This is a genomic window from Corynebacterium sp. sy017 (assembly GCF_017918135.1).
GTDB lineage: Bacteria > Actinomycetota > Actinomycetes > Mycobacteriales > Mycobacteriaceae > Corynebacterium.
In genome coordinates this window covers 157,194-183,230 of sequence record NZ_RZUE01000004.1, presented here as the reverse complement: position 1 = coordinate 183,230, position 26,037 = coordinate 157,194, and the positions used below count along the sequence as shown (strand labels likewise).

Annotated in this window: 28 protein-coding genes and 1 pseudogene; 22 read left to right on the top strand and 7 right to left on the bottom strand. The window is 50.0% G+C overall.

The genetic code is table 11. From position 1 onward, the window contains the following. The first annotated feature begins 43 nt into the window (after positions 1-43). Both EML15_RS09425 and EML15_RS09420 read left to right on the top strand, forming a co-directional pair. Entirely contained in the window at positions 44-394 is a 351-nt protein-coding gene (locus EML15_RS09425; protein WP_144275220.1) for a hypothetical protein, read from the top strand. A gap of 237 nt (positions 395-631) precedes the next feature. After that, a pseudogene (locus EML15_RS09420) lies at positions 632-1,453 on the top strand (hypothetical protein). 424 nt (positions 1,454-1,877) lie between these two features. On the opposite strand, the gene EML15_RS09415 reads toward EML15_RS09420, so the two are convergent. Continuing rightward, positions 1,878-2,153, bottom strand: coding sequence for a hypothetical protein (locus EML15_RS09415; RefSeq protein ID WP_144275222.1), 276 nt, complete (start codon positions 2,151-2,153; stop codon positions 1,878-1,880). Between the two features lie 569 nt (positions 2,154-2,722). On the opposite strand from EML15_RS09415, the gene EML15_RS09410 reads away from it, so the two are divergent. From EML15_RS09410 to EML15_RS09395, 4 genes are read left to right on the top strand one after another with little or no spacing between them, the layout of a single operon-like run. Next, positions 2,723-2,878: a hypothetical protein gene (locus EML15_RS09410; RefSeq protein ID WP_185967237.1), complete on the top strand. Its 156-nt coding sequence runs from the start codon at positions 2,723-2,725 to the stop codon at positions 2,876-2,878. A 20-nt stretch (positions 2,879-2,898) separates the two neighbouring features. After that, positions 2,899-4,167: a DUF445 family protein gene (locus tag EML15_RS09405; protein ID WP_144275549.1), complete on the top strand. Its 1,269-nt coding sequence runs from the start codon at positions 2,899-2,901 to the stop codon at positions 4,165-4,167. Positions 4,168-4,214: 47 nt separating this feature from the next. Next, complete coding sequence (locus EML15_RS09400) at positions 4,215-4,490, top strand: DUF2516 family protein (protein ID WP_246847011.1); 276 nt, start codon at positions 4,215-4,217, stop codon at positions 4,488-4,490. A gap of 5 nt (positions 4,491-4,495) precedes the next feature. Next, complete coding sequence (locus EML15_RS09395; protein WP_144275224.1) at positions 4,496-5,113, top strand: aminotransferase; 618 nt, start codon at positions 4,496-4,498, stop codon at positions 5,111-5,113. On the opposite strand, the gene EML15_RS09390 is transcribed toward EML15_RS09395, so the two are convergent. Genes EML15_RS09390 through EML15_RS09380 form a run of 3 tightly spaced genes read right to left on the bottom strand, consistent with a single transcriptional unit; the run spans position 5,110 to position 7,426 of the window. Beyond that, entirely contained in the window at positions 5,110-6,012 is a 903-nt protein-coding gene (locus tag EML15_RS09390; protein ID WP_144275226.1) for an LmeA family phospholipid-binding protein, read from the bottom strand. The genes EML15_RS09395 and EML15_RS09390 overlap by 4 nt on opposite strands. Positions 6,013-6,066: 54 nt before the next feature. Next, on the bottom strand, positions 6,067-6,912 hold the full coding sequence (locus tag EML15_RS09385) for a class I SAM-dependent methyltransferase (protein ID WP_144275228.1): 846 nt from the start codon (positions 6,910-6,912) through the stop codon (positions 6,067-6,069). A 10-nt stretch (positions 6,913-6,922) separates the two neighbouring features. Beyond that, entirely contained in the window at positions 6,923-7,426 is a 504-nt protein-coding gene (locus EML15_RS09380; protein WP_144275230.1) for a DUF2505 domain-containing protein, read from the bottom strand. 65 nt (positions 7,427-7,491) lie between these two features. Here EML15_RS09380 and EML15_RS09375 point away from each other — a divergent pair, with 65 nt between their 5' ends. Both EML15_RS09375 and EML15_RS09370 read left to right on the top strand, forming a co-directional pair. Continuing rightward, positions 7,492-8,565, top strand: coding sequence for a UDP-N-acetylmuramate dehydrogenase (locus EML15_RS09375; protein ID WP_304505029.1), 1,074 nt, complete (start codon positions 7,492-7,494; stop codon positions 8,563-8,565). 227 nt (positions 8,566-8,792) lie between these two features. Next, positions 8,793-9,233 (top strand): hypothetical protein, encoded by a 441-nt coding sequence (locus EML15_RS09370; RefSeq protein WP_144275234.1) that lies wholly within the window; start codon positions 8,793-8,795, stop codon positions 9,231-9,233. Between the two features lie 83 nt (positions 9,234-9,316). Here the strand turns inward: EML15_RS09370 and EML15_RS09365 are convergent, their stop codons facing one another. After that, entirely contained in the window at positions 9,317-11,041 is a 1,725-nt protein-coding gene (locus EML15_RS09365; protein ID WP_144275236.1) for a long-chain-fatty-acid--CoA ligase, read from the bottom strand. Positions 11,042-11,212: 171 nt separating this feature from the next. On the opposite strand from EML15_RS09365, the gene mshA reads away from it, so the two are divergent. Genes mshA through EML15_RS09345 form a run of 4 tightly spaced genes read left to right on the top strand, consistent with a single transcriptional unit; the run spans position 11,213 to position 15,285 of the window. After that, positions 11,213-12,505 (top strand): D-inositol-3-phosphate glycosyltransferase, encoded by a 1,293-nt coding sequence (mshA, locus tag EML15_RS09360; RefSeq protein ID WP_185967238.1) that lies wholly within the window; start codon positions 11,213-11,215, stop codon positions 12,503-12,505. A gap of 57 nt (positions 12,506-12,562) precedes the next feature. Further along, a complete protein-coding gene (locus EML15_RS09355) occupies positions 12,563-13,309 on the top strand; it encodes a phosphoglyceromutase (RefSeq protein WP_144275238.1) in 747 nt (248 codons plus the stop codon). A 20-nt stretch (positions 13,310-13,329) separates the two neighbouring features. Continuing rightward, positions 13,330-14,586, top strand: coding sequence for an ATP-binding protein (locus EML15_RS09350; RefSeq protein ID WP_144275240.1), 1,257 nt, complete (start codon positions 13,330-13,332; stop codon positions 14,584-14,586). A 9-nt stretch (positions 14,587-14,595) separates the two neighbouring features. Then, on the top strand, positions 14,596-15,285 hold the full coding sequence (locus EML15_RS09345; RefSeq protein ID WP_144275242.1) for a response regulator transcription factor: 690 nt from the start codon (positions 14,596-14,598) through the stop codon (positions 15,283-15,285). Here the strand turns inward: EML15_RS09345 and EML15_RS09340 are convergent. Further along, the gene (locus EML15_RS09340; protein WP_144275244.1) at positions 15,282-16,217 is read right to left on the bottom strand and encodes a hypothetical protein; all 936 of its coding nucleotides are present in this window, start codon (positions 16,215-16,217) and stop codon (positions 15,282-15,284) included. The two genes, EML15_RS09345 and EML15_RS09340, sit on opposite strands and share 4 nt — an antisense overlap. A gap of 31 nt (positions 16,218-16,248) precedes the next feature. Between EML15_RS09340 and EML15_RS09335 the strand changes: the two genes are divergently transcribed. From EML15_RS09335 to EML15_RS09310, 6 genes are all read left to right on the top strand, one after another. Next, positions 16,249-17,208, top strand: a complete 960-nt coding sequence (locus EML15_RS09335) for a Ppx/GppA phosphatase family protein (protein WP_144275246.1) — start codon at positions 16,249-16,251, stop codon at positions 17,206-17,208. Next, a complete protein-coding gene (locus EML15_RS09330) occupies positions 17,205-17,987 on the top strand; it encodes a hypothetical protein (protein ID WP_144275248.1) in 783 nt (260 codons plus the stop codon). The genes EML15_RS09335 and EML15_RS09330 overlap by 4 nt, the downstream gene beginning before the upstream one ends. Before the next feature lie 435 nt (positions 17,988-18,422). After that, a complete protein-coding gene (locus EML15_RS09325) occupies positions 18,423-19,631 on the top strand; it encodes an MFS transporter (protein WP_185967239.1) in 1,209 nt (402 codons plus the stop codon). A gap of 78 nt (positions 19,632-19,709) precedes the next feature. Further along, positions 19,710-20,519 (top strand): pyrroline-5-carboxylate reductase, encoded by an 810-nt coding sequence (gene proC / locus EML15_RS09320; protein WP_144275252.1) that lies wholly within the window; start codon positions 19,710-19,712, stop codon positions 20,517-20,519. A 205-nt stretch (positions 20,520-20,724) separates the two neighbouring features. Beyond that, complete coding sequence (locus EML15_RS09315; RefSeq protein WP_144275254.1) at positions 20,725-20,916, top strand: helix-turn-helix domain-containing protein; 192 nt, start codon at positions 20,725-20,727, stop codon at positions 20,914-20,916. Between the two features lie 240 nt (positions 20,917-21,156). Then, a complete protein-coding gene (locus EML15_RS09310) occupies positions 21,157-21,258 on the top strand; it encodes an AURKAIP1/COX24 domain-containing protein (RefSeq protein ID WP_003402602.1) in 102 nt (33 codons plus the stop codon). 59 nt (positions 21,259-21,317) lie between these two features. Here the strand turns inward: EML15_RS09310 and EML15_RS09305 are convergent, their stop codons facing one another. Continuing rightward, entirely contained in the window at positions 21,318-22,370 is a 1,053-nt protein-coding gene (locus tag EML15_RS09305; protein ID WP_144275256.1) for an HAD-IB family hydrolase, read from the bottom strand. A gap of 143 nt (positions 22,371-22,513) precedes the next feature. Between EML15_RS09305 and EML15_RS09300 the strand changes: the two genes are divergently transcribed. The 4 genes from EML15_RS09300 to EML15_RS09285 all read left to right on the top strand — a co-directional run bounded on the left by EML15_RS09300 (position 22,514) and on the right by EML15_RS09285 (position 26,032). Continuing rightward, the gene (locus tag EML15_RS09300) at positions 22,514-22,762 is read left to right on the top strand and encodes a glutaredoxin family protein (protein WP_144275258.1); all 249 of its coding nucleotides are present in this window, start codon (positions 22,514-22,516) and stop codon (positions 22,760-22,762) included. 91 nt (positions 22,763-22,853) lie between these two features. Further along, positions 22,854-24,242: a glutamyl-tRNA reductase gene (locus EML15_RS09295; RefSeq protein WP_144275260.1), complete on the top strand. Its 1,389-nt coding sequence runs from the start codon at positions 22,854-22,856 to the stop codon at positions 24,240-24,242. Positions 24,243-24,278: 36 nt separating this feature from the next. Further along, positions 24,279-25,175, top strand: a complete 897-nt coding sequence (gene hemC, locus EML15_RS09290; protein ID WP_144275262.1) for a hydroxymethylbilane synthase — start codon at positions 24,279-24,281, stop codon at positions 25,173-25,175. Beyond that, a complete protein-coding gene (locus tag EML15_RS09285) occupies positions 25,175-26,032 on the top strand; it encodes a uroporphyrinogen-III synthase (protein WP_185967240.1) in 858 nt (285 codons plus the stop codon). The genes hemC and EML15_RS09285 overlap by 1 nt, the downstream gene beginning before the upstream one ends. Positions 26,033-26,037: the final 5 nt, after the last annotated feature.

Sequence of the window (26,037 nt, the reverse complement as noted above, 5' to 3'; positions counted from 1 at the left end):
TTTTCTAGGCGTAACACCTAGCTATGGAAAGGCAAAGATTCTCATGTCCGAGAGTGTAAAAATTAGTGGGACGAGCTACCCAGTTTTTGCTGATCGCCCGCACTACATTGATGGCTATGATCCATCGAGTCTCTATGCACCGCATTCTTCATTGCGTCGTTTTGCTACCTGGGCTGGGATGGGGCTCATCCTCACCTCTTTGATAGGCATGGGTACCTTAGTGTATGGCTTGGCTATTCCTTCGGAGTACAGCGCAGAATCCGGTCGATGGGTATTCTTTGCCGTTTTCGGTGGTATTTTGACTCTTGCCTGCTTGGTTGGTGGTTTTGGTGCTATCCACTATGGGCGCAGCAAGTACCGCCAGTACCGTGCAGAAACAGGTCGAGTAAACTAAAAAATAGTTTCAAGCTATATTAGAAAATCGGGTTCATGCCCCGTGTCTCAGCGGGAGCATGGAACCCGATTTTCGGGATAAGTAGCAAAAAGTGTGTCTGAAAATCAGCATCACTACAGCTCAACAAGAATAAACAAGCCGATAATAACGCCCCACGCGTTATTACAGCCCGATTTTCATTCAATACACGACCCACACACCGGCATGTGCTACGCAACGAGTTGATTAACTCGTTGCATACCTACCAACCACCCACGATGCCCAGTATGCACAGGGCACATGAACAAAAACGAAACCACCAGCGCAGGAACAACCCGCTAGCGATGCAAAGACCCCACATGCTCACGCTCACTTACCCGACGCCGCACTGACAAAACACTCGCCCGCGACTTCACAGACTTCCACACCTACATCACCGGCACAGCATCTCTTACCGACGTCACCGCACACCGCGGTGTCAGCCGATGAACACTAACCCGCCGATTCACCAACTTCTGGCTCATCGACGTCCTCAACCAACCAGACCCCCATCGCATCTACGACCAAATCTTCATCAACGGCACCTACACCAAAGCCGGGTGCCTACTGATCGCAGCAAGCATCGATCATGTCATCGCTTGGCACTGAGCCACGACCGAATCAACACAGGCCTACAATTCCCTGCTGCACCTTGTGCGCAACAACTGGTTGTTTGCCTATCTGAAGCCACCACCTCAGGCGGTGCAACCAACACGGTGGGCATCCACCACAAACTGTCTCGAAGGTGGCATCAACGCAGAACTGAAACGACGAGCAGATGCCCACCGCGGTCGTGGTGGGAAGCATCAACGAAAAATGTTGGAGTGGTGGCTGCACACAAAAACACAGCTGCCTGACGATCCTTTAACAATCGCCAAGCAGTGCAATTTCGGACAAGATCAACTCGCCAAAGTATCCGATCTTGTTCTAGAAGACATCAACAAAGCTGACCCTGAAACAGGTCGCCCAACCTTCTATGACAACGCTATCCCAACCGAATACTCCCACTCCATAGGAATCAGAAAGGGACATCTCCGCTAACGCATAATGTCCGGCTGGCGACACGCCGACCGGACACACTTTTTGCTACTTAACCCCCGCCCGCCGGTGCCCGAAGTGTTGCAGGGAGACATGAAATAAGTAGGGGAGGACCTCATGCCCTCCCCTACTTAGACGTGGTTAACCTGCCATTTCTGCTATCTTAAACAGAATAGCAACCATCAAAGCGCTCGCTGAAAACAGGATCAGATTAGAATTGAGCACTTCCCTCTTGCGCTCTATCGACTCAACATGCGACACCTGAAAAATGAAACATATACCCATGATGATTGAAGTTATCATCAATGGAACTAGAAAAGTTTCATTTTGGGGCTGTCCGTAGTTAAATGCCGTAATGATGGACGTGGATACTGCAATTCCAGATATGGCAGAATAAAATCTACTTTTCATTTCACCTCAAAGATACTTAGAGTAGGACAAGGGAAATGAGGCGCGCCCCGGGCCCGGCGGCCCAGCCGCGGACGCCGTAGGTCGTCACCGTGGGGACCTCGTTCTCGGGCACGCCCTGGCGGCGGAGCTCTTCCTTGACGGCCTCAGAGGCGTCGAGGACCTGCTGATTGGTTACCTGCTGCTCTTGAGTTTCTTCTGCCTTGGGCGTGGCAGAAGCGATAGCCGTATTGGTGACAGGGACGGCGAGAGCGATAGCGATAGCAGCGAAGCGCTGCTTAAAGTGCTTGCTCATGCACATTTCCTTTCGTGGGTGTGTTCGCCAGTGATTTACCGGAGTGGAGCCATTGTTGCATAAATTTTCTGTCCTGTCTTGGCGAGTTCAGTTACTGCTGGGCATCGGACGTTTTTGTGAAGGTGTTTGACTCTAAAATGCGTGGCGGCGGAGTGTTTTAGGTGTCGTGTTTCTGGCAATCGTGACGTAGCGCTTGCTGGCTGCATGGGGAGCTACGTGGCGACGCCATCTGGTGGAGAGGCTCTGCTCTAGGATTACGGTCCTGGGATGGAGCCTCTTTTGCTGTTAGCGGGGTCGCCTGCCTGGGCAGTCGGTCTCGGTGGTGATGTGGCCGACGTCGCAGTCCACTACGAGCGCTGCGAGGCGCGCGAGGGCGTCCGTATCGAGGGGGTGGGGGAGGAGGTTGAGGAGCGCGGTGGTCAGCTCGACGGGGGTACCTACGGGATAAGTAGCAAAAAGTGTGTCTGAAAATCAGCATCACTATAGCTCAACAAGAATAAACAAGCCGATAATAACGCCCCACGCGTTATTACAGCCCGATTTTTCTTTTGACCTATGATGGACATATCATGCGCAAAATTACTTTAATCCTCAGTGCACTCATCACTGCGTTAACAGCAGTGAGTTTCTGGTACTACGCACAGTCATCTTCTACCCAACCGTCAGATACTCACCCAGAAAGCTCCGAAACTACAACTGTGACCACACCTATGAGGGGCGTATAACCATCATGCAAGCAGCAGAGATGCCTGGTTTTAGTGCTCAAGACGAAGTGGCACGTCGGAAAGCGTTGGCACGGCATAAAGCCATTGCCACCGGCTTGCTCATCATTGCTGCCCTGGTCTTTTTTGCCTGTCGGTTCTTGGAGACGCGTGGCAGTGGGGCATGGGTCGGGTTTGTGCGAGCAGCAGCAGAAGCCGGTATGGTTGGCGGTCTTGCCGATTGGTTCGCTGTCACCGCATTATTTCGCTACCCACTGGGACTGAAAATCCCGCACACAGCGCTTATTCGCAATAAAAAGGATCAGGTAGGGGCAGCGCTGAGTAGTTTTGTGAGTGACAACTTTCTCAACACCACATTGATTACGCAGAAGGTAGCTCAAGCGCAGATACCGCACCGGATAGCCCAGTGGATGATTGTGGAAACTCATGCGCAGAAAGTTTCTCGCGAAGTGGGGAAGTTTATTGTCCGCGTAGTGGATAATCTTGACCCGCGTGATGCCGAAGCACTTATCAATACCGTGCTGATCGAGAAATTGGCACAGCCACAATGGGGGCCACCAGCTGGTAAGGTGCTTGAGCAGCTTATTCATGAAGGAAAAGTGGCACCCATCATTGATGAGTTTGTGCAGTGGGCACATAAAAAAGCAGTGGCAAGTGAGGATCTGATTCACCGCCTCTCAGGGGAGCGGGCACCTAAGTGGGCACCAAAATTTGTCAATGACCTTGTCGGAGCAAAAATCTATCAAGAGTTGGTGTCGTGGACTCAAAGCGTCGTGAGTGATAAAAACCATGAGGCGCGAGCAGCATTAGAGCGGTTTATTCAGCAATTTGCTGAGGACTTGCAGCATGATCCCGTCATGATTGGGCGCGTTGAAGATATAAAGACAGACATCATGAACTCTCGCTCAGTTCAGGAAGCAACCCAAGCAGCATGGCGCTATGGCACACAGGCGCTTACTCAGGCAGCGAGTGACCCACACTCACCCTTGCGGCATAAAATAGCGCAGAGTGTTGTGGAGTGGGGGCATAGAATCCTAGATGATGAGCAGTTACGCGCTCAGCTTGATCGTCGAGTGATAGGGGCTACGACTTTCCTGGCTGATAATTATGCAGGTGAAGTGAGCAACATTATTTCGGAAACCATTAACCGCTGGGATGCCGATGAAGCAAGTGAGAAAATTGAGCTTATGGTTGGCAAAGACTTACAGTACATTCGATTAAACGGTACTGTGGTTGGTGCATTAGCAGGTCTGATTATCCACAGCATATCTTTTGTGGTCTTTGGTGGTTAACGTAAAACGAGTGATGCTTAGAAAGGAATATGATGGAAGTCGTAATTATGGGCTTATTCTTTCTCTACAAAATTGGTCGAATAATTTTAGCGCTGACAGGTGTCGTTGGCGCCGTGCTAGCGTTGCTCACCAGAGATGATGCGTTCGACGCCGCGGATAGGCAAAGCAAGTGGATATGGGCAGGAATGCTCATGATTGCCGCAGCGCTTGTTGTGTATCAGCTCCCGTTTCTCACCTGGATCGGCATTGTCATTATTGGTTTGTACTGGTTCGATGTTCGCCCACAAATCAAAGACATACTCAATGGTCGTTATGATTGGTGATGTGCATGGGCAATAATTCTGCTGACACCACCATCATTGCCATCATCGCAGACCCGCTTATCGACGCTGCCCAAACAAAAGAATTAGTTGCCGCAGCACTAACCAATGACATGGGGGTATGCGTCGAAGCAAATATGCTGACTGCCACCCACGCTGCCCAGGAAAAAGGAACTGTTGTGGGAGCTTGGGTTGGGTATCCCACGGGAAAACATCATAGTTTGGTTAAAGCCGCAGAGGCACGCCTTGCGGTGCAATATGGGGCCACGCATCTTGTGGTGGTATTAGATCAAGCAATCGTGCAGCGTCAAGATAATTCTGCATTGATGTCTGAGTTGATTTCCTTGCGTGAAGCTATCCCGGCTCCGGCACACTTAGGTGTTGTTGTGGAAACAACCATGTTGGAGATAGCCCAAACAAAAAATGCTGCCGTGCAGGCAGCGGCATGTGGTATAGATTTTTTGCTCACTGGTACCCAGAGCACTGCGCCTGAGCATATTGCAGAATTGATGGCACTCAGTGCGCAAGGTGCACTGGGCACTATGCGCATTTATGCGGTGAGTAATCTCGGCGCCGCAGCTGATTATGCTCAGTATGCCCCACATGGGTATTGGGTATATGACTAGCGCTCTTGAGCTTGAGCCGTATCGTAACGAGAAAGGTCGACATTCTCACCAACGAGGTGGAGTTTCATTCCTTCTTCCACGACCTCGACTTGCTCTATTCTTAGGTTTTGCTCAAAAGAATCAGAGAGCTTGGCAAAGCCATCATTGAGTGCAGTGGATACAAACGCAGGCAACTCATGACCAAAAATGTCAGTATTTTTTGCGGTAACCACAAGTTTTCCGTCTTTGGCTTGTGGCTCTACTACCAGTTTTGCTAGACCGTTGCTGATTTCAATGTGGAGAGTCCCAGTAGCGGGGTCGGTATCAAGGTTAGTCACCTGGATAAAGTTTTTGATTAGTTCACCAATCCCTGCGCCATTGAGTACAGAATTACCTGGTGCTGGTGCATTGGCGTCTGAGTCTTTCTTGAAGAGGTTGCGTGCCAAAGCATCGACATCGAGGCGCCCGTCGTCGGTAGTGTTATTGCCAGCATATTGTGGATCACCCAGGTGTGTGACCTGTTGCTGAATGATGGCAAGCATGAACTCTTTGCTCAACGTGGTGTTTAAGTCAATAGTCCCAGCTATAGGGTGCTGTGGATCCTCGCGGGAAAGATCGCGAACATTCAGGGTTGCCTCAGGCACGCCGCTGATTGTAGGGGTGCCGTCGGTAGTGTGATCAATCTGTACTGTTGCGGGAGTATTGATGGTGACATTTGAGATATTTTTCTTCACTACTCCCAGCAGCAAGGGATGCGTGCCAAAAGAAACCGTTGCCTTTTTATCAGTGCGAGCGTTAGTTTGCAGCTGCTCGGCGATTTGCTTTCCGACGTACATCCTTAGCCCGCCTTCGGCGGCAAGCAACAAGATGATGAGTGCGATCAGAATACTAAAGCTGATTGTGAGTTTTTTGTTGCTCATTTACTCCATAGTGGTCGAAAAAACTTATTTTGACCACCGTAGGCGATATATTTTTTATGGGCAGACCTGTGACCAGGAGAAAGTGATTTGATTATCGCGAACTCGCCTGCGAATAGGGGTAAACTCTAGTCCTTGTTGACGCAGTAGTTCGCGTGTTTTGTGCCACCGTACTCGCGGACCATAAATACTCCACGGGGCGCAATGCTGCCAGGCTTGGTCGCATAACTGTAAAAGATCATAGATTTTCTCCCCGACAACATTGCGTTGAATGAGGATTTTAGGCAAGCGCTCAGCAATATCTGAAGGCTTGTCCATGTCATGCGGGTCCCATGCCAAGGTCAGTGATTGTGGGCCTGTTTTATCTAGTAGAATCCAGGTGGATCGTCTGCCTAATTCATCGCAGGTGCCCTCAATAAAAAGTCCGCCTGGGGCAAGTCGCTCGCATACCATGCGCCAGGATTGTTCCACATCGGCGACATCATATTGGCGAAGCACATTAAAAGCCCGCACGAGAGTGGGGCGATACCCTGCCAGCTCAAAACCACCTAGCTCGAAGCTCACTCCATAGCGTGGTTCTTGGATACGATTGGGATCTATTTCTAAGCCAATGACGCGGACATCCTGGCGAATCGTGCGCAACCACCTCGCCCATTCCACAGTGGTGTGGTAGCTTGCGCCATAGCCGACGTCGAGAGCAAGGGCAGAGTCAGTATGGGTCAAGGCGTAACGTATGGTGGGGTTGTGCGCTGCCCACCTATCACAACGGCGTAGTCGATTAATGGCAGTGGTGCCGCGGGTAATGACTCCGACCGGGCGTGTGGGGTGGGTAGAATGCATAAAACCACGCCCGGGGTGGGTTGCAGAAAAATCTGCACGCATATTATGGGCGTGGTTTGCCATGATGAACTACTTAGCTGTTATTGGTGATCCATGTTTCGGTGAGCTGGCCTTCATTGGTGAAGAGTTCACCGAGGGCATCAGCAACTTTTGGCTCAATAGCAGAACCCATGAATGGGATATTGACGGTGATCTCATTGGCATAGGTGAGGGTGGTTTTGTCCTCGTCGCCGGCGAGGGAGATTGTGCCCTTGAAATCTACTGGGGTGCCTTTGACGTCGGCAGTGTAGTCTAGTGTGCTGCTGTTATCTGCAAGTGCAGTCACGGTGACAACGCGCTTTACTTTGAGTGATTGTGAGATCATTGCGCGTACTGCTTCAGGTAGTAAAGAAGTGGGCAGAATCTCAAATAGGGTAACGCGAGCCCCATTGTCGGTTGCGGTGAACTCATGTACTTCACCTGGTTCTGGGCTGAGGTTCTGCGCAATATATGCCCAATAATCAGCATTAGTGTAGGCAGAATGCACTTTTTTAATAGGTTGGTTAATAATAACGGTGTTCTCACTTCGTGAAGTCATGATTACAGACTACTCTGGAAAAGGTGACAGATACATTCGCAGTCCCCGTTGACGATCTAAGAAAAATTGCAGATGTGTACGTCGATGAGCAAAGTTTTGCTGATTTGACCACGCTTCACCTTGGTGGAACACCGCGTGCCACAGTCCATTGTCGCACTAAAGAGGCGGTTTGTGCTGTTGTCGAGCTTCTCGACGCCAAGGAGATTCCTTTGTTGATCATTGGGGGTGGTTCTAACCTTGTGATCGCTGATGGCGAAATTCCAGTAGTAGCGGTAGTGATGGAATGTGCTCAGATAGATGTGGATACCACCACAGGAGTTATCACTGCTGAAGCTGGAGCAGTATGGGATACAGTGGTGGCGCGTAGTGTTGCAGCCGGACTTGGTGGTATTGAATGTTTATCAGGTATTCCGGGTTCTGCTGGTGCTACTCCGGTGCAAAATGTGGGTGCATATGGTGTGGAAATTGCTGATGTGCTCACGAGGGTAGAGCTTTATGATCGTCGGTTAGCACGGCGTGAGTGGGTGAGTGCACAGTCTCTTGAGTTGGGGTACCGCTATTCCAATCTCAAGTTCACCAATCGGGCAGTGGTGTTGGCAGTGGAGTTAGCTTTGCATACCGACGGTCTATCAGCCCCATTGCGTTTTGGTGAATTGGCTCGTGCAGTGGGTGCACAATCTGGGCAGCAGCGCTATCCGATCGCACAGGTACGTGAAGCAGTGCTTGAATTACGACAGAACAAGGGCATGGTTTATAACGAAGAGGATCATGACACATGGTCGGCAGGTTCTTTCTTTACCAACCCGATTGTGGATAGTGAGCACAGTGATTATGTGCGTGCGCAAGTCGCTAAGCTCCACGACGAACAGACTGCCCAAGCTATGCCATGTTATGACCTTGGCGACGGAAAAAAGAAGCTCTCAGCTGCGTGGTTAATTGATCGAGCTGGTTTTGAACGCGGCTATCCCGGCATGGGGCAGGCGCGGTTATCGACTAAGCATACTCTTGCACTTACCAACCGAGGTGCGGCAAAAACTGAAGATCTTGTGGCTTTGGCGCGTGAGATACGCGATGGAGTAAAACAACGATTTGGTGTCAATTTGGTTACTGAGCCTGTATGGATAGGAATTGAGCTCTAGACTGGTCGTTGGACAATAAAAACATAGCGTATAGGGGTATAAGGTTTGTCGATCTGCTCAGTGGTAGCGCAGCTAAGCGCAGATAGTAGCTATGTGCAGACATATGCTAAACCACCAATCTTGTACCTTGTACGCCGTACGCATGATGCTGATATGCAGACAGCATTGGTGCAGCATCCATAGTGCTTTTTGGGATAAGGCTTAAGGATTTTAAGGAGGAACAGAAAATGAGAAATAGTGTCGTACTTGGTGCAGGTGTTGTCGGTGTGGCAGCGCTTATCGTCGGTGGTGTTTTAGCACGTGGTGGCGAGCAAACCGCCACTGCCCCTTCTGTAGAAAATGCTGGTTACTCGCATAATCAAGTGGAAGCAAGTATTGATGGTGAGTTTGTGCCGGGCAATGAGTTGGCAATTATTGCTGATTGTCAAAATACCGATACCCGCGCTGAGCTTACTACCTCTTTTGGTGATCGAACAGTGATGTCACCAGGTGCTGATGTATCGGGTCTGCTTGCTTATGTCACTGCGCCAGCTAACCTTGAGGCCGGTCCAGTAGATGGTTTCCACACTTTTACCGTGACCTGTGAATCAGGAAATACCGGCACTTTCCTCTTTACTGATCCTGTGCAAAAAGTAGATGAGGCTCATAGCGAAGAACGCGACAACTAAGCAAGCGAAGCACTATATCAGGCGCATAATCACATCATGCTGGCTAGTACCTTTGCGGTGCTCTAGCCAGCATGATGGTTATGCTATTTCTCTGTTCTTTCTATAAGTTCTTCTTGCACTTTACGACGCAGAATCTTCCCGAGATTATCCTGAGGAAGCTCCTCAAAGTGATAGAACGTGCGAGGAACTTTATACCGAGTCAGGCGGCTCCGGCAGAATTCTTTGAGCCCTTCTGGATCAAGCGCAGCGCCTTCGTTGAGTTTAATCGCTGCTACCACAGACTCTGAGCCATCTTCTCGTGGAATACCAACCACAGCACTGAGGGCAATATCTGGATGCTGCGAGAGCACCTCTTCCACCTCTGCCGGGTACACATTAAAACCACCGGTAATAATGACTTCTTTAATGCGGGCAACCAAACGAATAAAACCATCTTCTTCCATGACCCCAACGTCGCCAGTGCGATACCAGGTGCCGTGGAAACTTTGCGCAGTCGCCTCTGGTTGATTGAGATAACCAGCAAAAATCTGTGGACCTCGCACAAGAATCTCGCCTTCGACGCCATCTGGTTGGGTTTCGTCGAGATTATCCGGGTTGGCAATACGTACTTCAGTATCGGGAAATGGGATACCTACATATCCAGGTCGGCGACGCCCATTCATGGGGTTACCAACAATAATAGGGGAGGCTTCGGTGAGTCCATAGCCTTCGACCAATAAACCACCAGTGAGCTGTTCCCAATCTTCCACCGTTTTCACAGGTAAGGTAGCTGCGCCACAGAAAGAATTGCGAATACCAGAAAGCGACACATTATCTTTACGTGCTGCCTCAATGATTTTCTGATACAAGGTCGGCACCCCGGGAACCCAAGTGGGGGTACGCTTTTTCATAATCCCCATGATGAGTGGGATTTGTGGAGCTGGCAGCAAGATGATCTCGCCACCTACTAGGAAAGAAAGATTAAGGATAATCGTCAAACCATAGGCATGAAAGAACGGTAACGCGCCCAATAGGCGTTCTGGCTGATCACCAAGACCTTTGACCCAATGCTTACCCATGAGCAAATTGGCAAATAAGCTACCGTGGGTTAGCTGTGCCCCCTTGGGAGTGCCAGTGGTTCCAGAGGTGTAGAGAATAACTGCCACTGTTTCTTTGCTCACCTCAGGAGCAGAAACAATATCGCTGCCGTCGCCACCAAGAGCAGTTCCGGTGAGAACTTCCCACGGCATGGTATTTGTTGCAGGTGCGGACAGCTGCTCGCGTTTTTGCTTGAGTGGTGGAATAGGCAGGCTCAAGGCAAAGCGCTGGAGGGCTGGCATAGCGTTAATCATATTGACACTAATGATCGTTTCCAGCGAAGTATTATGCCGCAATTTTTCTAGCGTAGATGCGGCTTTGTCCCACACAATCGCAACCCGCGCCGCATGATCCTGGAACGGCGGTTCTAATTCCGCTGCAGTATAAAGCGGATTATGCTCGACGACGGTCGCGCCAAGTTTGAGCACGGCGAAATATGCGGCAATATGTTGTGGGCAGTTTGGCAAAATGATGGCGACGCGATCTCCAGGGCGCACACCTAGGGCACGCAGGCCAGCTGCTGCCGAGCGGACTTGTTTGTCTAGCTCTGCGTAGGTTTGGGTGCGTCCAAAGAAATAGGTGGCGGTTTTATCTGCATTGATTGCCAGGTTATTGTCGTAAATATCAAGGAGGGTGGTGTCTTCGTAGTCGAGTGTGTGGGGAGTCCACTCGCCATAATTTTGCAGCCAGGACTTATTTTCATAGGCTGTCGAGTGCGTTGCATCTGGCATGGTGTTTTCCTTCTGTGCCGTATTTTCCCTGTGCTTTCGCGTCGGAAAGCTAATGTTGGTTACTGTTTCGTAGGTTAGCAGAACTCTAGCCAGGATAGCATGAAAATATGAGGAAAAGCTCATGGTTGTTACTGGTGTCTTAGATGGGCAGAAATAGTGAGAAAAGCTACTATGAGTGGTATGCGCGTTGCCATGATTTCTATGCATACTTCACCTTTATCTCAACCAGGTGTGGGCGATGCAGGTGGAATGAATGTTTATATTCTCAACATTGCTACCCAATTAGCTCGTCAGGGGATTAAAGTCGATATATTCACCAGGGCAACGTCGTCCAGCCAAGGTGATGTTATCTCTGTTGCTCCTAATCTTCGGGTGGTCAACATTGTGGCAGGTCCTTATGAAGGGCTTGCGAAAGAAGAACTGGCAACACAATTAGCAGCATTTGCCGGCGGCATTATTCAGTTTGTTAAATGTGATGATGAGCTGCGCCATGACGTGTATGACCTCATTCATTCGCATTATTGGTTATCGGGGCAAGTCGGTTGGCTATTGCGCGACCTGTGGGAGGTTCCTTTTATTCATACAGCGCATACCCTGGCCTCGGTGAAAAACAGGTATCGTGAGCAAACGCTGAGTAGTGAATCAGAATCGCGTCGGATATGCGAGCAACAATTGGTCGATAACGCTGATGTCCTGGTAGTAAATACCTTTGAGGAAACAAATGACCTCGTGCGCCATTACGACGCCACTCCAGAGAAAATCGCGGTGATTTCCCCAGGGGTAGACACCACACTTTTTACCCCAGGTACCGCGCGCAATACTGAGACAGCGCGCAGGAACCTCGGTATTCCCATGCACGCTAAAGTCATTGCTTTTGTGGGGCGGCTGCAAAAATTTAAGGGAATCAATGTGCTTTTAAGTGCCCTTGGTCGCATATACGACGCCGATCCCAATGCACAAATCCGCCTACTCATTTGTGGTGGTGCCTCGGGTTCTGAAACGGTAATGAGTCAATATATTGAGCTCACGCATCAGCTTGGTATTGCTCATCGAGTGCGTTTTTTGCAGCCACGTCCACCCACAGAGTTGGTGGAACTCTATCAAGCAGCAGACATTGTTGCTGTACCAAGTTTTAATGAGTCCTTTGGCTTAGTAGCTATGGAGGCTCAGGCAAGTGGCACCCCTGTGGTTGCCGCAAAAGTAGGTGGCTTGCCCATTGCCATTGCCGACGGTCAAACAGGGATACTCGTCGATGGGCATGACCCGGATGATTGGGCTCAGGTGCTCAGCTCTATCTTGGACGATGACCAAATGCGCAATCAAATGGCAGAAGAAGCGGTATTGCACGCTGCTCATTTTTCGTGGGAAGCAGCGGCAAGCAAAATGGCAACAGTGTATTCCGATGCTTTGACTGCTGAGATACCGGTGTGCCGTGATCGTGATGCTTATGGTGGCACAGAATAAGCAGAATAAGTTGCATGAGTGCTGGCTTGCGACACAATTCCGTGGCAGACTAGAGCCATGACTATCGGAAAGTTAATTTTGCTTCGACATGGGCAAAGCGAATGGAATGAGTCTAATCAATTTACTGGTTGGGTGGATGTTAATCTCACAGCTCGTGGTGAACAAGAGGCACAGCGTGGTGGGCAATTATTAGCGGAAACAGGAAATTTGCCTGATATTGTTTATACCTCTTTGCTGCGTCGTGCTATTCGCACTGCGAATATCGCCCTGAATGCGGCAGATCGCCACTGGATACCAGTTGTGCGCGATTGGCGCTTGAATGAACGCCATTATGGTGCTTTGCAAGGATTAAATAAAGCAGAAACCAAAGAAAAGTATGGCGATGAGCAATTTATGGCGTGGCGTCGCTCGTATGATACTCCGCCACCAGCGCTGGCTGATGATAGCACCTATTCTCAAGCGCATGATGTTCGTTATCGTGAGCTTGACGCAGTGCCACAGACAGAATGTCTTAAAGACGTGGTAGAGCGGTTTATTCCTTACTATGAGAGTGAGATTTTGCCACGAGTAAAGCAGGGGCAAACAGTGCTTATTGCTGCTCATGGTAATTCCTTGCGTGCATTGGTCAAGCACCTTGACAATATCTCAGATGCTGATATTGCTCAGTTGAATATCCCAACTGGTATCCCATTGGTCTATGAGTTAGATGAGTCTGGGGCAGTGTGTAATCCTGGTGGTAATTATCTTGATCCACAGGCAGCGGCAGCAGGTGCTGCAGCAGTTGCCGCGCAGGGTGCCAAATAAGTCGCTACAGTATCTAATCAGTGAATCTTTTAGCAGCTTTTCTCTTGGGTGTGGTCATGACTGGCCTCGCCCTACCTGCGTTTAAGTGGATTCACTCCTATGTGCGTAAACATCGTGTTGCTACCACCCTGGCAGACAATAAAATCACCACTATCAGCCAAGTGTTGCACCTGACAGTGCAGGGTTCTTTGACCGGTGTGGTTGTCGTAGAGCGTTCTGGGGCAGTGGTGCTTTCTAATGGTAGAGCCCATGACTTGGGTCTGGTGCATGAGCGTACTCTCGTGCAAGAAATCCAAGAGCTTATCGACGAAGTCCTAGACGATAAAGAAACTCGAGAAATTGAGTTAAAAATACGCAAAAGGCGTACTGGTTCCAGAATTACCTTGGTGCGTGCCGTCGTGAAGCCACTGACTTTGGCTGATGATCGTTTTGTGATTGTGTATGCCTCTGATGAGTCAGAAAATGCTCGTATGGAATCTGCTCGCCGGGACTTTGTCGCCAATGTTTCTCATGAGCTCAAAACCCCGGTGGGCGGTATGGCATTATTGTCCGAGGCATTATTAGAAGTGGTTGATGATCCTGAGCAGGTGGAGTATTTTGCAACCCGCTTGTATAAAGAGTCGCATCGACTTGCTGACATGATTAATGAACTCATTTCTTTGTCTCGGCTCCAAGGTGCTGAGGCATTACCTGATATGGAATCTGTATCAGTTAATGAGGTTATCGAAGAGGCGCTTAATCGAAATATCCTCTCTGCAGAAAATGCTGGTATTGAATTAAGGCGCTCTAAGGCTGTCGATGTCTCCATTATGGGAGATAGGAATCTCCTGGTTACTGCGGTAAGTAATCTCATTTCTAATGCGATTAACTATTCTCCTTCAGCAATGCCAGTCACAGTTTCTACCAAAAAGGTTGATGACAATACCGTGCATATTCGGGTTACTGACCACGGCATTGGCATTAGTGCGGAAGATCAAGAGCGGGTGTTTGAGCGCTTTTTCCGTGTCGATAAAGCCAGATCGCGTTCCACAGGCGGTACTGGTTTAGGGCTTGCAATTGTGAAGCACGTTGCGGCGAATCATGGCGGGCATATCAAAGTGTGGTCGCGGCTTGGTACTGGCTCAACCTTTACGCTTGAGCTGCCTATTCGTCAGGCTAAAGCGCATCAAGAAATTCCTAGTGAAGATATCCAACCAGATTTGTCGTTGCGTTCTGCGGCGACTGCCAAAAACACCGGATCTGTAATATCTAGAGCAACCTCGCGTAAGAAAGGTTAAGATAAGACAATGACAACAATTCTGCTGGTTGAAGATGAAGACTCATTGGCTGAACCATTGATCTTTTTGTTAAAAAAAGAGGGTTTTGAGGTAGTCCACGCTTCCGACGGTGCGAGTGCATTGGTCGAGTTTAATCGCAATGAGATTGATATTGTGTTGCTTGACCTCATGCTTCCCGGAATGTCAGGCACTGATGTGTGCAAGAGATTGCGTGCCGTTTCCTCTGTGCCTGTCATCATGGTTACTGCTCGGGATTCAGAAATCGACAAAGTTGTTGGTTTAGAACTTGGTGCAGACGATTACGTCACCAAACCCTATTCTTCTCGAGAACTGATCGCCAGGGTACGTGCGGTACTGCGTCGCGGTGGCGATAGCAATTACGAGGAAGAAGAAAACGAGCAGATTCTCGTTGGTGGTCGTGTGCGCATGGATATTGAACGCCACACAGTTACTGTCGACGGCATGCAAGTGCAAATGCCGCTCAAAGAGTTCGATCTCCTCGAGTACCTCATGCGCAATCATGGTCGAGTTCTCACTCGTGGTCAATTGATTGACCGCATCTGGGGAGCTGATTATGTTGGTGACACCAAAACTCTCGACGTCCACATCAAGCGTTTGCGCTCCAAAATTGAAGAAGAGCCTTCTTCACCACAGCACTTACTCACTGTGCGCGGTCTGGGCTATAAATTCGACTTCTAATCACCTTCTTGAACCTGCTGCTGGGCAGTACGCGTAGCTGGGTGCAGTGCAAAAACCTCAGGTGCTGCACCCAGTTTTTTCACCTCGGCACGCTTCGTGCAATGGTGAGCCAGCAGCTCATAGCAGGTATCGCCAATGAGCGCGCGTAATTCTTTTTCCTGACTCTGCCACAGCGGTTGGGCATTGCGATGGCACGCAGGTGCGCTGGTGCAATACCAGTCGAAATCCTCACCGCCATTACCCCACCCGCGGCGTTCGTACTCGGTAATGGTGGTGCGCAAAATCTCTACGCCATCTGCTCTTTGCTCATAAGCCTCTATCCTGCGCAGTGGGAGCTGCCAGCACACCTCAGGTTTTACAATCGTTAAATCTTGGTGCTCAGCCAAAGCCCATTGGTGCAAGGCACACCCTGCGCCGGTGGGCCAGCCTGGGCGGTTGGCGAAGATGCAGGCGCCGTCGATAAGCGCGGTTTTTAAGGCTGGTTCTGGTTCGCCTTCGTCATTATCGAGTTCGTCCCATTCGAGCCAGGGTTCTAATTCTTCTGGCTCGCCGTGGGTGAGGTAGGCGTCGGTGGTGTCTGGGCGTAATTGCCAAAACCGAGCTGGCATTTCGCTGACGGCATTATAAAGTTGGTCGCGGTCGGTTTCGTCGCTGAGGAAAGCGCCGTGGACACAGCATCCGACGCTAGGGTTGGTTGCGTCAATGCCGTGGCAGTCGGGGGTGCCGAAAGCACAGGAATAGTGCGACTCTAACCATGTTAAATCGAGGCTAATAATGTGTTCGTTATCATCGGGATCAACAATTTCGAGCCATTGTCTAGGAAAATCAGGTGCCAATTCCATACCAGCGTGTATTGACTTTCCTGCAGGTGAATGGGCAGGAAACCCTAAATTGATAACAGATTTCTTATTTTTTTCTTCGCCTAAGTTCACACTTGGACACGCTACCGTCTAACCTTAGAATGTGCGATTAGGTGTATTAGATGTGGGTAGTAATACGGTTCATCTCGTGGCAGTCGATGCCAAGCGGGGTGGTCGTCCAACTCCCATGAGCGATTGGAAAACCACACTCAAGTTAGTGGAATACTTAGATTCCGATGGTGCAATTAGTGCCAAAGGTATTAGCAAACTGACTGATTCAGTTGCTGAGGCGCGTGACCTTGCCCGCCAGCTTGGCTGTGATGAACTCAAGCCTTTTGCTACCTCAGCAGTGCGTTCTGCGAGCAATGGCAAGGAAGTATTGGAGCATATCGAAAAAGAAACCGGTGTGCGTCTTGAGATTCTTTCTGGTGAAGACGAAGCTCGTTTAACATTCTTAGCTGTTCGACGTTGGTATGGTTGGTCAGCTGGTCGCATTATTAACCTCGATATTGGTGGCGGCTCCTTGGAGTTGAGCACTGGTATGGACGAAGAAGCCGATGCCGCTTTTTCTCTTGACCTTGGTGCAGGTCGCCTGACTCACGAGTGGTTTGATACTGATCCACCGGAGCGCAAAAAGATCAATTTGCTGCGCGATTATATTGACGCAGAACTTGCCGAGGCAGCGCGGGGTATTCGCTCTCATGGTGCGGCGCGTTTGGCAGTAGGTACTTCTAAAACCTTTAGAACTTTGGCGCGTTTGACCGGTGCTGCACCGTCTTCGGCGGGTTCTTTTGTGAAGCGGGAACTCACTGCGCCAGGTTTAAGGCAGTTAATTGCGTTTATTTCCCGCATGACGGCGGCAGACAGGGCAGAATTAGAAGGTGTGAGTTCTCATCGTTCTCATCAGATTGTGGCAGGCGCTCTCGTTGCTGAGGCTGCTATGCGTGCACTGGAAATTGAGCGATTAGAAATTTGTCCGTGGGCATTGCGCGAAGGCGTTATTTTGCGTCGTCTGGAAAAGGATTTGCCGCAAACTGTTGATGAGGAAGGCAGGAAGAAATGAGTGAGGAGCAACTAACCGTTGCACAATTGTTGTCGCGGGAAAAGAAAAACTCTGACCCTAATTCTCGTCCTAAGCGACGCCGTCGGCATAGCATTGAAGAAGGCGGTATCTCAGTAGCTGAGCTTACTGGTGGTATTCCTAGGGTCGATGCGAAGCCCGTGCAGCCAAAGCATACGTCACAGCCTTTGGACGCAGAAGAAGACACTGCCGACGCAAGCACATTGGTTCTTTCTGTGGTAGATGAGAAAGACCCAGTGCGGCTTACCACAGGCTCAATTCCGGTGGTAAAGACGGAAAACGCTCGTGAGGATGTGCAAGAGGCGTCGGCCAAGCCAGCTAAGGTGGTTGCACCACAAGCACAGGCTGAGGAATCAGCGGCAGTATCAGCACCAGAATCAGCACAGGAAATGCACGGCAGTAGCGTCGTTAAGCTAGCTGATGAGGATAAGAGCGTTGTCGCTGAGTCTGTTGAAGCTGAGGAGGCTGAGCTAGACGAGGAATGCGATTACGACTACGAGGAAGAGGAATCTGTCTCGGTAGGTGCGGTTATTCTGATGTCTATTGTTGGCATTGTGTTGGGCGTTATTATCTTCAAGGTGTTTGAGTTCTTGTGGATAGCGTTTAGTAAGCCGGCGGTGAGTGTTGTTGCTGTGGTTACGGTAGCCATGCTCATTGGGTTGGTGTATTTCTTGCGTACTAATCGTGATCGACTCAGCATGATTCTTGCCGGGGCAACTGGTTTGGTGCTTACCTTTGGTCCGTTGCTCACTATTGGCTAGAGGAGCTAGCCATATGTGGGCTGGTCGCTAGGTGCTCGGTTGTGTTCGCCTTGGGAAGCTAGGGTGTATTGATTATTGTGGCCGTCAGTTGGTTTTGGGCTGGCGGTTTTTGTCTATTATGAGTGGTTTTAGCCCCGCTAAGGGGTGCCCCCACTTAAAACTATTGCATGATAGATATTTTTTGTTAGTGTGAATAACACCAAACTCTCTGCTAAAGAGACTCCATTACCTGCATATCATGCTGTTTCGACGGAAAGGGCTGAAAATGGCTGCGGCAGTATCTGACCTAAAATCTATGACTTGTTAAATCGGGCACCATCTCGTGTGCCCGAATTGATAAAAAGCGCACGAAGCAATTAACGCTAAAAGCGATCGTAATTCTGCTTGGACTTGTGCTGTATAAGCACACAATTATGCTCTTTTAGGGAGACGCACGTGCGTAGATTTTATTATCTGTTAACGTTGGCAAATATCGCTGATGGTATTGGCTATACTCTGATACCTTTATGGGCAGCAGCACAGGGGTTTGGTCAGTTTCCTGTTGCTCTTATTGCTGTTTTCCAGTTACTTCCGTGGATGAGTAGCCCTTTTGTTGGGGTGTATATTGATCGCAGTGGTGCTCGCCTCCTGCTCAAATCTGCAACATGGGTACGTGCGGTTGTTATGGTGCTCATGCTTTTGTTGAGTTTCGTCAGCGCTAATCGAAGCTATATGTATTGCTTATTTCTGGCGACGGCTTTGGTCGTTGGGCTTGTGGATATGGCTACTGATGTGTCGGCGCAGTCGCGTGCGTCGGAAGTAATTGTTGACGAGCAAAAACGCATTAAGGCGTTTTCTCATATTGCGATTATTCAGACGGTATGTGGCACGCTCTTGGCTCCTGCGTGTGCGGGTTTTCTTAGTGTCCAGTCCATGATGATTATTTTTTGGTTCTTGTTTTTGCTTTCTGCTGCGGCGGTTGCCTTTTCTGACGATCGCAAACATAGCAAACGAGGCGGGAGTGCTTATGCTCATCTAGGATTGTCTGTCAAAACCCAAGAAAATGCAGCTAATCCATTTCATGAAGCGGTGGCGGGGTTTGTTGCTATTCGACGTCATGGCTGGTTGTATCGTTCGATGTTGTGTGTTGGCATGATGAATATCATTTCTTCTGCTAGTTCTTCGGTGGCGTTGGTTTACTATGTGCAGGATTTGGCAGTTTCTGCGCGAACTATTGGGTTGTCGTTTGCGATTCTTGGTGTTGCTGCAGTATGTGGTGGGTTTTTGGCTCCTATGTTCGCGGAGCGGTTGGGCTTTACTAGCGCAATCGCGCTTGGTGTCTTAGGGCTGTTGATTGATTTTGCTGCTCCGGTGGTGACGCACTCATTTGTAGCTATTGTGGTTATTTCTTTTGGGGCGAGTATTCTTGCCCCAGTTTTCGGGATCACGATGATCGCTAAGCGTCAGGAGGTTGCGCCGAAGAATATGGTTGGGCGGGTCAATGGCGTGTTTCAGTTTGTGGGGGTTGGTTTTGCCCCATTGGGTGCTTTGGTTGGTGGGTGTGTGGCGGAGTTTTTAGGTGCGGTACCGGTGTTGTGGAGTGCGTGTGTGGTTGCTGTTGTTACTGTGTTGGTTTTTCGTCCGTGGCAGATTGTTTCTGTGTGACCTAGGGGATGAGAATCGTCGGTAGTGGTTTTTATTGGCAAAGTAGACACAATCTGATAATCGTGGCAGGGTGGACGCATGAGTTCTATAGCGATTATTGGTGGCGGAAAAATCGGTGAGGCATTAACCGCAGGGTTGGTTGCCAGTGGGGTTAATCCTGCTGATATTCATGTGACTAACCGCAATCCGCAGCGTGGCGCTTATCTCAAGCAGACCTATGGGGTGGTGCCTTTTACTGAGAATACCTCAGCAGTTGATGAGGTTGATGTGGTGTTTTTGTGTGTGAAACCCAAGCAGATCATCTCGGTAGTGGAAGAAATCTCTGATGTGGTGGATAACAACACTGCGACGACTATCGTTTCTATGGCGGCTGGTATTACTAATGCTGCTATTGAGGAGGCGTTGGCGGCTGGTGCGCCGGTGGTGCGGGTTATGCCTAATACGCCTATGTTGGTTGGTGCTGGTATGTGCGCGGTGTCTCCAGGGCGCTTTGTGGGGGAGGAACAGCTTGATACTGTTCTGGAGCTGCTGCGTAGCGTGGGTAGCGTGCAGGTGATCGACGAGGCTGATATGGATGCGGCTGTGGCGATGTCTGGTTCTTCGCCGGCGTATTTATTCTTAATCGCTGAGGCAATGATTGATGCTGGTGTGCACCTGGGCTTTGACCGGGATACTGCTCGAGAATTGGCAACGCAGGCATTGTATGGTGCGGCGACGATGCTCAAAGAGACGGGGGAGGAGCCTAGCCAATTGCGGGCTAATGTTTCTTCTCCCGCTGGGACGACGATTACCGCTATCCGTGAGCTTGAGGAGTCGGGTATTCGTGGTGCGTTTTATCGGGCAACCCAGGCGTGTGCGCAGCGTTCTCGGGAGTTAGGCAAAAAATAATTTTAACCCCTTGGGTCACTCTGAAAACGCTATATACAGTGCTTTTCTTGAGACGCAGGGGGTAAATTGCATCACTGCAATTATTTTTAGCAATCTCAAGTCGCAATAGTCACATACTTCACGCTAGACTTTAACAAGCACGTCCGTGACAAGTCTGCGGGAGGGGAAGCCTGCAGCGCGGTATTGCTTGAAGGGTGATATGAATATGGCAAGAGAAGAAAACGGTACCTTTTTAACGGTTGCTGAGGTCGCAGAGATTATGCGAGTGTCCAAAATGACTGTGTATCGGTTAGTTCACTCAGGTGAATTGCCTGCAGTTCGCGTTGGTCGCAGTTTCCGTGTTCACGAAAAGGCTGTCAACGAGTATTTGGACTCCTCATACTATGAGGTTGGCTAATACTTAACAGTTTTCTTGTTAAAAGGCGGTGTGGTTTTCCACACCGCCTTTGCTTATGTATTTCAGCCTTCTGTCGTGTGTGCTACTGCGCTTGCCGCTGTGTACCTTGCAGCGCTTTCTATTGTGTTCCGCTGATTGATATTTTGTTCTGGCAGGGCTGGTAGGTAAGATGTTGTGCTGATTGTCAAAAAGGGTAGTACGTCATTAGTACAGTTAGTTGTGGAAACGAGGGAAACCAGTATGGGTTCTGTCATTAAGAAGCGTCGTAAGCGTATGTCCAAAAAGAAGCACCGCAAATTATTGCGCCGTACTCGCGTGCAGCGTCGTAAACTTGGCAAGTAAGGGCAAGTAAGGGCAAGTAAGAACCCCATGTTGGCCCTGTGTTTGTGGGCTGCATGGGGTTATGTGCCTCGTCGTTTGAGTAGTAGCCAGCTGCTATAGCTAAACGCAGTAGTGATGAGCGCCGGCGCACCAAATTGGCGAATTGCTTTGCGGATACTGCGGTAGTCTTTAATTTCCCAACCTAATTTTTCCGCGTGCTTGCGCAGTTGCCTATCGGGGTTAATGGCAACGGCAGTGCCCATCATGGAGAGCATGGGAACATCGTTGATGGAATCGGAATATGCGGTACACCGCGCCAAATCCAAACGCTCTAGAGTGGCCAGAGCTGCGACGGCGTGCTTTTTCCCGGGACCATGCAAGATATCTCCGACGAGCCGTCCAGTGAACTTGCCATCTTTTACTTCGGCAACGGTGCCTAGTGCCCCGGTGAGCCCTAGGCGTCGCGCTAGTACCTGGGCTAATTGCACGGGGGTGGCACTGACTAGCCATACTTGATGACCGGCGGCAAGATGCATTTCAGCCAGTTGCTTGGTTCCTGGCCAGAGTCGATCGCTGATATTGCTATCAACAATTTCCTCACATAATTCCAGCAGCTCGTCGACGCTTTTGCCTTTGATGAACTCAAGCGCTTGCCTGCGTCCTTCTGCCACGTCTTGTGCATTTTCGGAGCCAGTGAGTCGGAATTTGATTTGTTTCCACATCACTGGGATTATTTCCGATAATTTGAGATAGCGTTTTTTAGCCAACCCAAGTGCAAAGACAATGAGAGAAGAGCCTTGGATCAAGGTGTTATCGACGTCGAAGAAGGCGGCAACCCCATTTTCTTGTGGTATTTCTGGGTCGGGGGAGTTGATGTGTAAGCCACCTGCTGCCTCGATGGAGCCACTGACAGAATCAAGCCCTGAGGTGTAGTCGTCGAGCTCTAAGCCAAATAATTGTGCGACTGATATTGCTGCGGCAGCTTCCCCAGCTTCTTGTTGTGTCTTTTCGCTGAGTGGAGGCAGGGCTAGTTCTTCAATAAATCTGCGCATGCTGCCATGTGTTCCTGACCAACTTGCAAGAAACTCCTGTGGTGTTTGATGCCAGGAAGGATCTGGAATAGTGCTCACAATATACTCTTCACCGATTTTCTTTTTCCGTCTATAGCGCTTAATGCTTAGTCTTTTCTCTATGTTAATCTGCTAAGAGTGATCTTGCTTAGTTGTGTCACCATCTCCTAAGCATCTTTATATAAAAGAAAGTCGTGCACTAGCTTATGTCTGCTGAAAATGCTCATCATGTGGTTTTGCTGAGTCGTCGTAGCTGCGGTTCGTGTGCGCGCGTCGCGCAGCAAATTGAGCCGGTCGTTGCTCAGGCGGGTGCGTCATTTCAGATTCTTGATGTGGATTCTGATTCGGATCTAGCGGCAGAGTTCGGTGATCGGGTTCCCGTTGTGCTTATCGACGACGAGGAGTTTGCCTGCTGGGAAGTCGATAATGCAGAGTTAGCTCAGGCTTTGTTGTGAACTGCCCGTGGAACTACTAGCGTTATACATCGGAATAACTGTTAGAAGTCAATCTTTTGGTTGATATGTTGTGAAAGCGGTGAGATCAGTCGTGAGTGCGCTTGTTGTGGGAATGTCACATCGGTCAGCACCAGTGGCACTTCTGGAACAGCTCAGCATGGATAATGATCTAAAAACAGATACCACGCGACGTTTAGTTGACCGTCCATCTCTAGCTGAAGCAATGATCGTCTCTACCTGCAATCGCTTTGAGGTCTATGCTGTCACCTCTAGTTTTCACACGGGCGTGAGCGATATTGTCTCTGTCCTCCACGAAGCAAGTGGCGTAGATATTGAAACACTACGCGGCTATCTCTATGTTCGCTATGCCGACGCTGCGGTAGAACACGTTATGGTCGTAACCGCTGGTATGGACTCTATGGTCGTGGGCGAACAACAAATCATTGGGCAGGTGCGTAGCTCTTATCATGAGGCAACCCAGAATGGCACCGTCGGCCCTACACTACATGGGCTGGTGCAAGCCGCACTTCATACTGGTAAGCGCGTGCATAATGAAACTGATATTGATGAATCTGGTGCCTCAATGGTGTCTTTTGCCCTTGAGCAAGCCCTCGTAGCTATGGAACTTGACCCAGCTGAAGCCCAACCTTTGCGCGGGAAAAAAGCGTTGGTGCTGGGTGCAGGAGCAATGGCATCATTAGCGGCAACTCATGCGGGACGCTTAGGGGTGGCAGAACTCATCATTGCTAATCGCACGTTTGAGCGTGCGCAACGGTTGGCACACCATGCCCATGAAGCTCAGGTGAATGCGCGAGCTGTACCTTTTGAGGAGCGTGACAGCGTATTTGCTGAGGTAGATTTGATTATTTCTGCTATAGGTGCAGCACATACGCGTACGATGAGCGGGGAACAGGTAGCGCAGATTACTCACCCGTTAACCTTGGTTGATCTGGCTTTACCTCGTGATATTGACGATAACGTATGCGACAATCCACACATTCATCTGATCAATATCGAAAAACTCCATGCCAGTATGCATCATGGTGCCCAAGGCGCTAGTCAAGCTGCACAGCATATTGTCAATGAAGAACTAGCTGCATATAACAGTGCACAAAGAATGCGTGATGTGGTTCCGGTGGTATCGGCGCTACGTCGTCAAGCTGCAGATATTATCAATACAGAGCTTGCTCGCCTGGAGGCTAAGACCCCAACAATGAGCAAAGAGCACAGCATGGAAGTGCATAATACTGTGCGCCGGGTCGTCGATAAGCTCTTGCATCAACCGACAGTACGGGTGAAAGAATTAGCCGCAACAGCCCAGGTAGTGCCCTATGACCAAGCATTACAGGAATTATTTGGGTTGCAAGGATCGCCAGGGCAAGACCGCAGCGTAAAAGTAGGCGTAGAGGAATTGCCAGATAATTCGGTAGTAACCTTGGGCATTACCGACGCCCAACGAGCAACAGCTGGTCTGCAATAGCACCAATAGCACATAGTAGAAAAGTAAGGCGAGTATATGAGTACCGAGCTTCTGATCGGAACACGCGGCAGTCTCTTAGCCACCACGCAAGCAGGTCATGTTTTGCAAGCACTAGAACAAAACGGTCATGCGGCACAGCTGCATATTGTTACCACTGTTGGTGATGTCAATATGGCACCGGTAGAACGCATTGGCGTAGGAGTGTTTACCCAAGCATTGCGGGAGGCATTAGCTGCGGGAGAATGTGATATCGCTATTCATTCTTTTAAGGATTTGCCCACCGCACGAGATCCTCGCTTTCATCTCGTTGTGCCCACGCGTGCCGACGCCAGGGACTGCCTGGTGGCAAGAGATTCTTTGACCTTGGCGCAATTACCTCAGTCGGCCAAGGTAGGCACAGGTGCTCCCCGACGAATTTCGCAGCTCAAAGCATTGCGTCCTGATCTAGATATTCGTCCATTGCGCGGCAATATCGACACACGCATTGCCAAAGTTCATCAAGGCGAACTCGACGCCATTGTGCTTGCTTATGCTGGATTGGTGCGCGTCGGAAAGCAAGAATACGCTACTGAGATTTTTGACCCCGAGCTATTTTTGCCAGCTCCTGCCCAAGGTGCATTAGCGATTGAATGTCGCCATGATGATGAGCGCGCTCGTGCAGCAATAAGCTCAGTAGTGGATGAAAAAGCACAATTAGCAGCAGAGACAGAACGACGCATACTCCAACGCCTAGAAGCCGGATGCACGGCACCAGTTGCAGCATATGCCCAGGTTGAGCAAGAGAATATCACGCTGAGCGCAGCTGTGATATCCCTTGATGGCACCACCACAATCCACCATAAGCTCACCGGAGCTGTCAATGCTGCACCCGAGCTTGCCGAGGAACTCACAACATGGTTACTCGCCCAGGGTGCAGGAGATATCCTCTACTAATGTGCCTTTCTGATTCTCAGGCTCATGCTCAGAACACTGCACTTCGCGGGTGGACAGTGTGGGTACCGCGCGCTAAAGAACAAGCGGGAGCTATGAGCACACTGCTATCGACCTATGGTGCTCACGTACAATCATTGCCCACAATTGCCATCGAACCAGTAACAGGGGCACAACGAGCAGCTATACATGATGCGTTAGCCGAAGTAATAGCTGGAAAATATGAGTGGGTAGTCTTTAGTAGCGCTAATGCCGTGCGCACACTACACACCGCGGTTAACACACTTCCCACCAGCGACGCTGAGCACGCTAACACTGCACTGCTTCGGCTCAATGTGGCGGTCGTCGGTGCTAAAACTGCTGCGGTTGCGCGTGAGTATGGGTATGAACCCACGGTGATTGCCCTGCGCCAAGCCTATAATGCTGAGGGCGTGGTGGCAGCGCTGGGTGTGGCGGCAGATGGTGGCTCTCGAGTGTTTTTGCCTCGTGCTGATATTGCCACTCCACAGTTGCGCGAAGGCTTGCGCGAGTTGGGGTGGCAGGTTACTGATTTAGTGGTTTACCATACTGTGCTGGCGCCTGAACCTAGTGACGAGGTGCGAGCCTTATTTCACCACGTACAACCAGCTGCCATTTGTTTTACCTCGGCGTCGACTGTGCGTAATATGCTTGCCCTGATGGGGGATATTCCGCAACAGGCTATTATTGCTTGTATTGGTCCAAAGACACAGCAAGCAGCGCAGGAGGCTGGATTAGTGGTATCAGTGGTACCAGAGGTTGCCTCGGCAGAGCATTTAGTGGAAGCACTTGTGCATTATGTTGCGCAGCGTGATTATTGTGCTGATGAGGGTGGAGAGTAGGAAAA

Bases quoted from the DNA above. Each gene is read 5' to 3' on its own strand.
- EML15_RS09405 (WP_144275549.1), top strand. From the start codon at position 2,899: ATGCCTGGTTTTAGTGCTCAAGACGAAGTGGCACGTCGGAAAGCGTTG.
- EML15_RS09425 (WP_144275220.1), top strand. From the start codon at position 44: ATGTCCGAGAGTGTAAAAATTAGTGGGACGAGCTACCCAGTTTTTGCT.
- EML15_RS09385 (WP_144275228.1), bottom strand. From the start codon at position 6,912: ATGGCAAACCACGCCCATAATATGCGTGCAGATTTTTCTGCAACCCAC.
- mshA (WP_185967238.1), top strand. From the start codon at position 11,213: ATGAGTGGTATGCGCGTTGCCATGATTTCTATGCATACTTCACCTTTA.
- EML15_RS09300 (WP_144275258.1), top strand. From the start codon at position 22,514: ATGTCTGCTGAAAATGCTCATCATGTGGTTTTGCTGAGTCGTCGTAGC.
- EML15_RS09390 (WP_144275226.1), bottom strand. From the start codon at position 6,012: ATGAGCAACAAAAAACTCACAATCAGCTTTAGTATTCTGATCGCACTC.
- EML15_RS09415 (WP_144275222.1), bottom strand. From the start codon at position 2,153: ATGAGCAAGCACTTTAAGCAGCGCTTCGCTGCTATCGCTATCGCTCTC.
- EML15_RS09365 (WP_144275236.1), bottom strand. From the start codon at position 11,041: ATGCCAGATGCAACGCACTCGACAGCCTATGAAAATAAGTCCTGGCTG.
- EML15_RS09380 (WP_144275230.1), bottom strand. From the start codon at position 7,426: ATGACTTCACGAAGTGAGAACACCGTTATTATTAACCAACCTATTAAA.
- EML15_RS09410 (WP_185967237.1), top strand. From the start codon at position 2,723: ATGCGCAAAATTACTTTAATCCTCAGTGCACTCATCACTGCGTTAACA.
- EML15_RS09330 (WP_144275248.1), top strand. From the start codon at position 17,205: ATGAGTGAGGAGCAACTAACCGTTGCACAATTGTTGTCGCGGGAAAAG.
- EML15_RS09310 (WP_003402602.1), top strand. From the start codon at position 21,157: ATGGGTTCTGTCATTAAGAAGCGTCGTAAGCGTATGTCCAAAAAGAAG.
- EML15_RS09315 (WP_144275254.1), top strand. From the start codon at position 20,725: ATGGCAAGAGAAGAAAACGGTACCTTTTTAACGGTTGCTGAGGTCGCA.
- EML15_RS09395 (WP_144275224.1), top strand. From the start codon at position 4,496: ATGGGCAATAATTCTGCTGACACCACCATCATTGCCATCATCGCAGAC.
- proC (WP_144275252.1), top strand. From the start codon at position 19,710: ATGAGTTCTATAGCGATTATTGGTGGCGGAAAAATCGGTGAGGCATTA.
- EML15_RS09285 (WP_185967240.1), top strand. From the start codon at position 25,175: ATGTGCCTTTCTGATTCTCAGGCTCATGCTCAGAACACTGCACTTCGC.
- hemC (WP_144275262.1), top strand. From the start codon at position 24,279: ATGAGTACCGAGCTTCTGATCGGAACACGCGGCAGTCTCTTAGCCACC.
- EML15_RS09355 (WP_144275238.1), top strand. From the start codon at position 12,563: ATGACTATCGGAAAGTTAATTTTGCTTCGACATGGGCAAAGCGAATGG.
- EML15_RS09370 (WP_144275234.1), top strand. From the start codon at position 8,793: ATGAGAAATAGTGTCGTACTTGGTGCAGGTGTTGTCGGTGTGGCAGCG.
- EML15_RS09345 (WP_144275242.1), top strand. From the start codon at position 14,596: ATGACAACAATTCTGCTGGTTGAAGATGAAGACTCATTGGCTGAACCA.
- EML15_RS09400 (WP_246847011.1), top strand. From the start codon at position 4,215: ATGGGCTTATTCTTTCTCTACAAAATTGGTCGAATAATTTTAGCGCTG.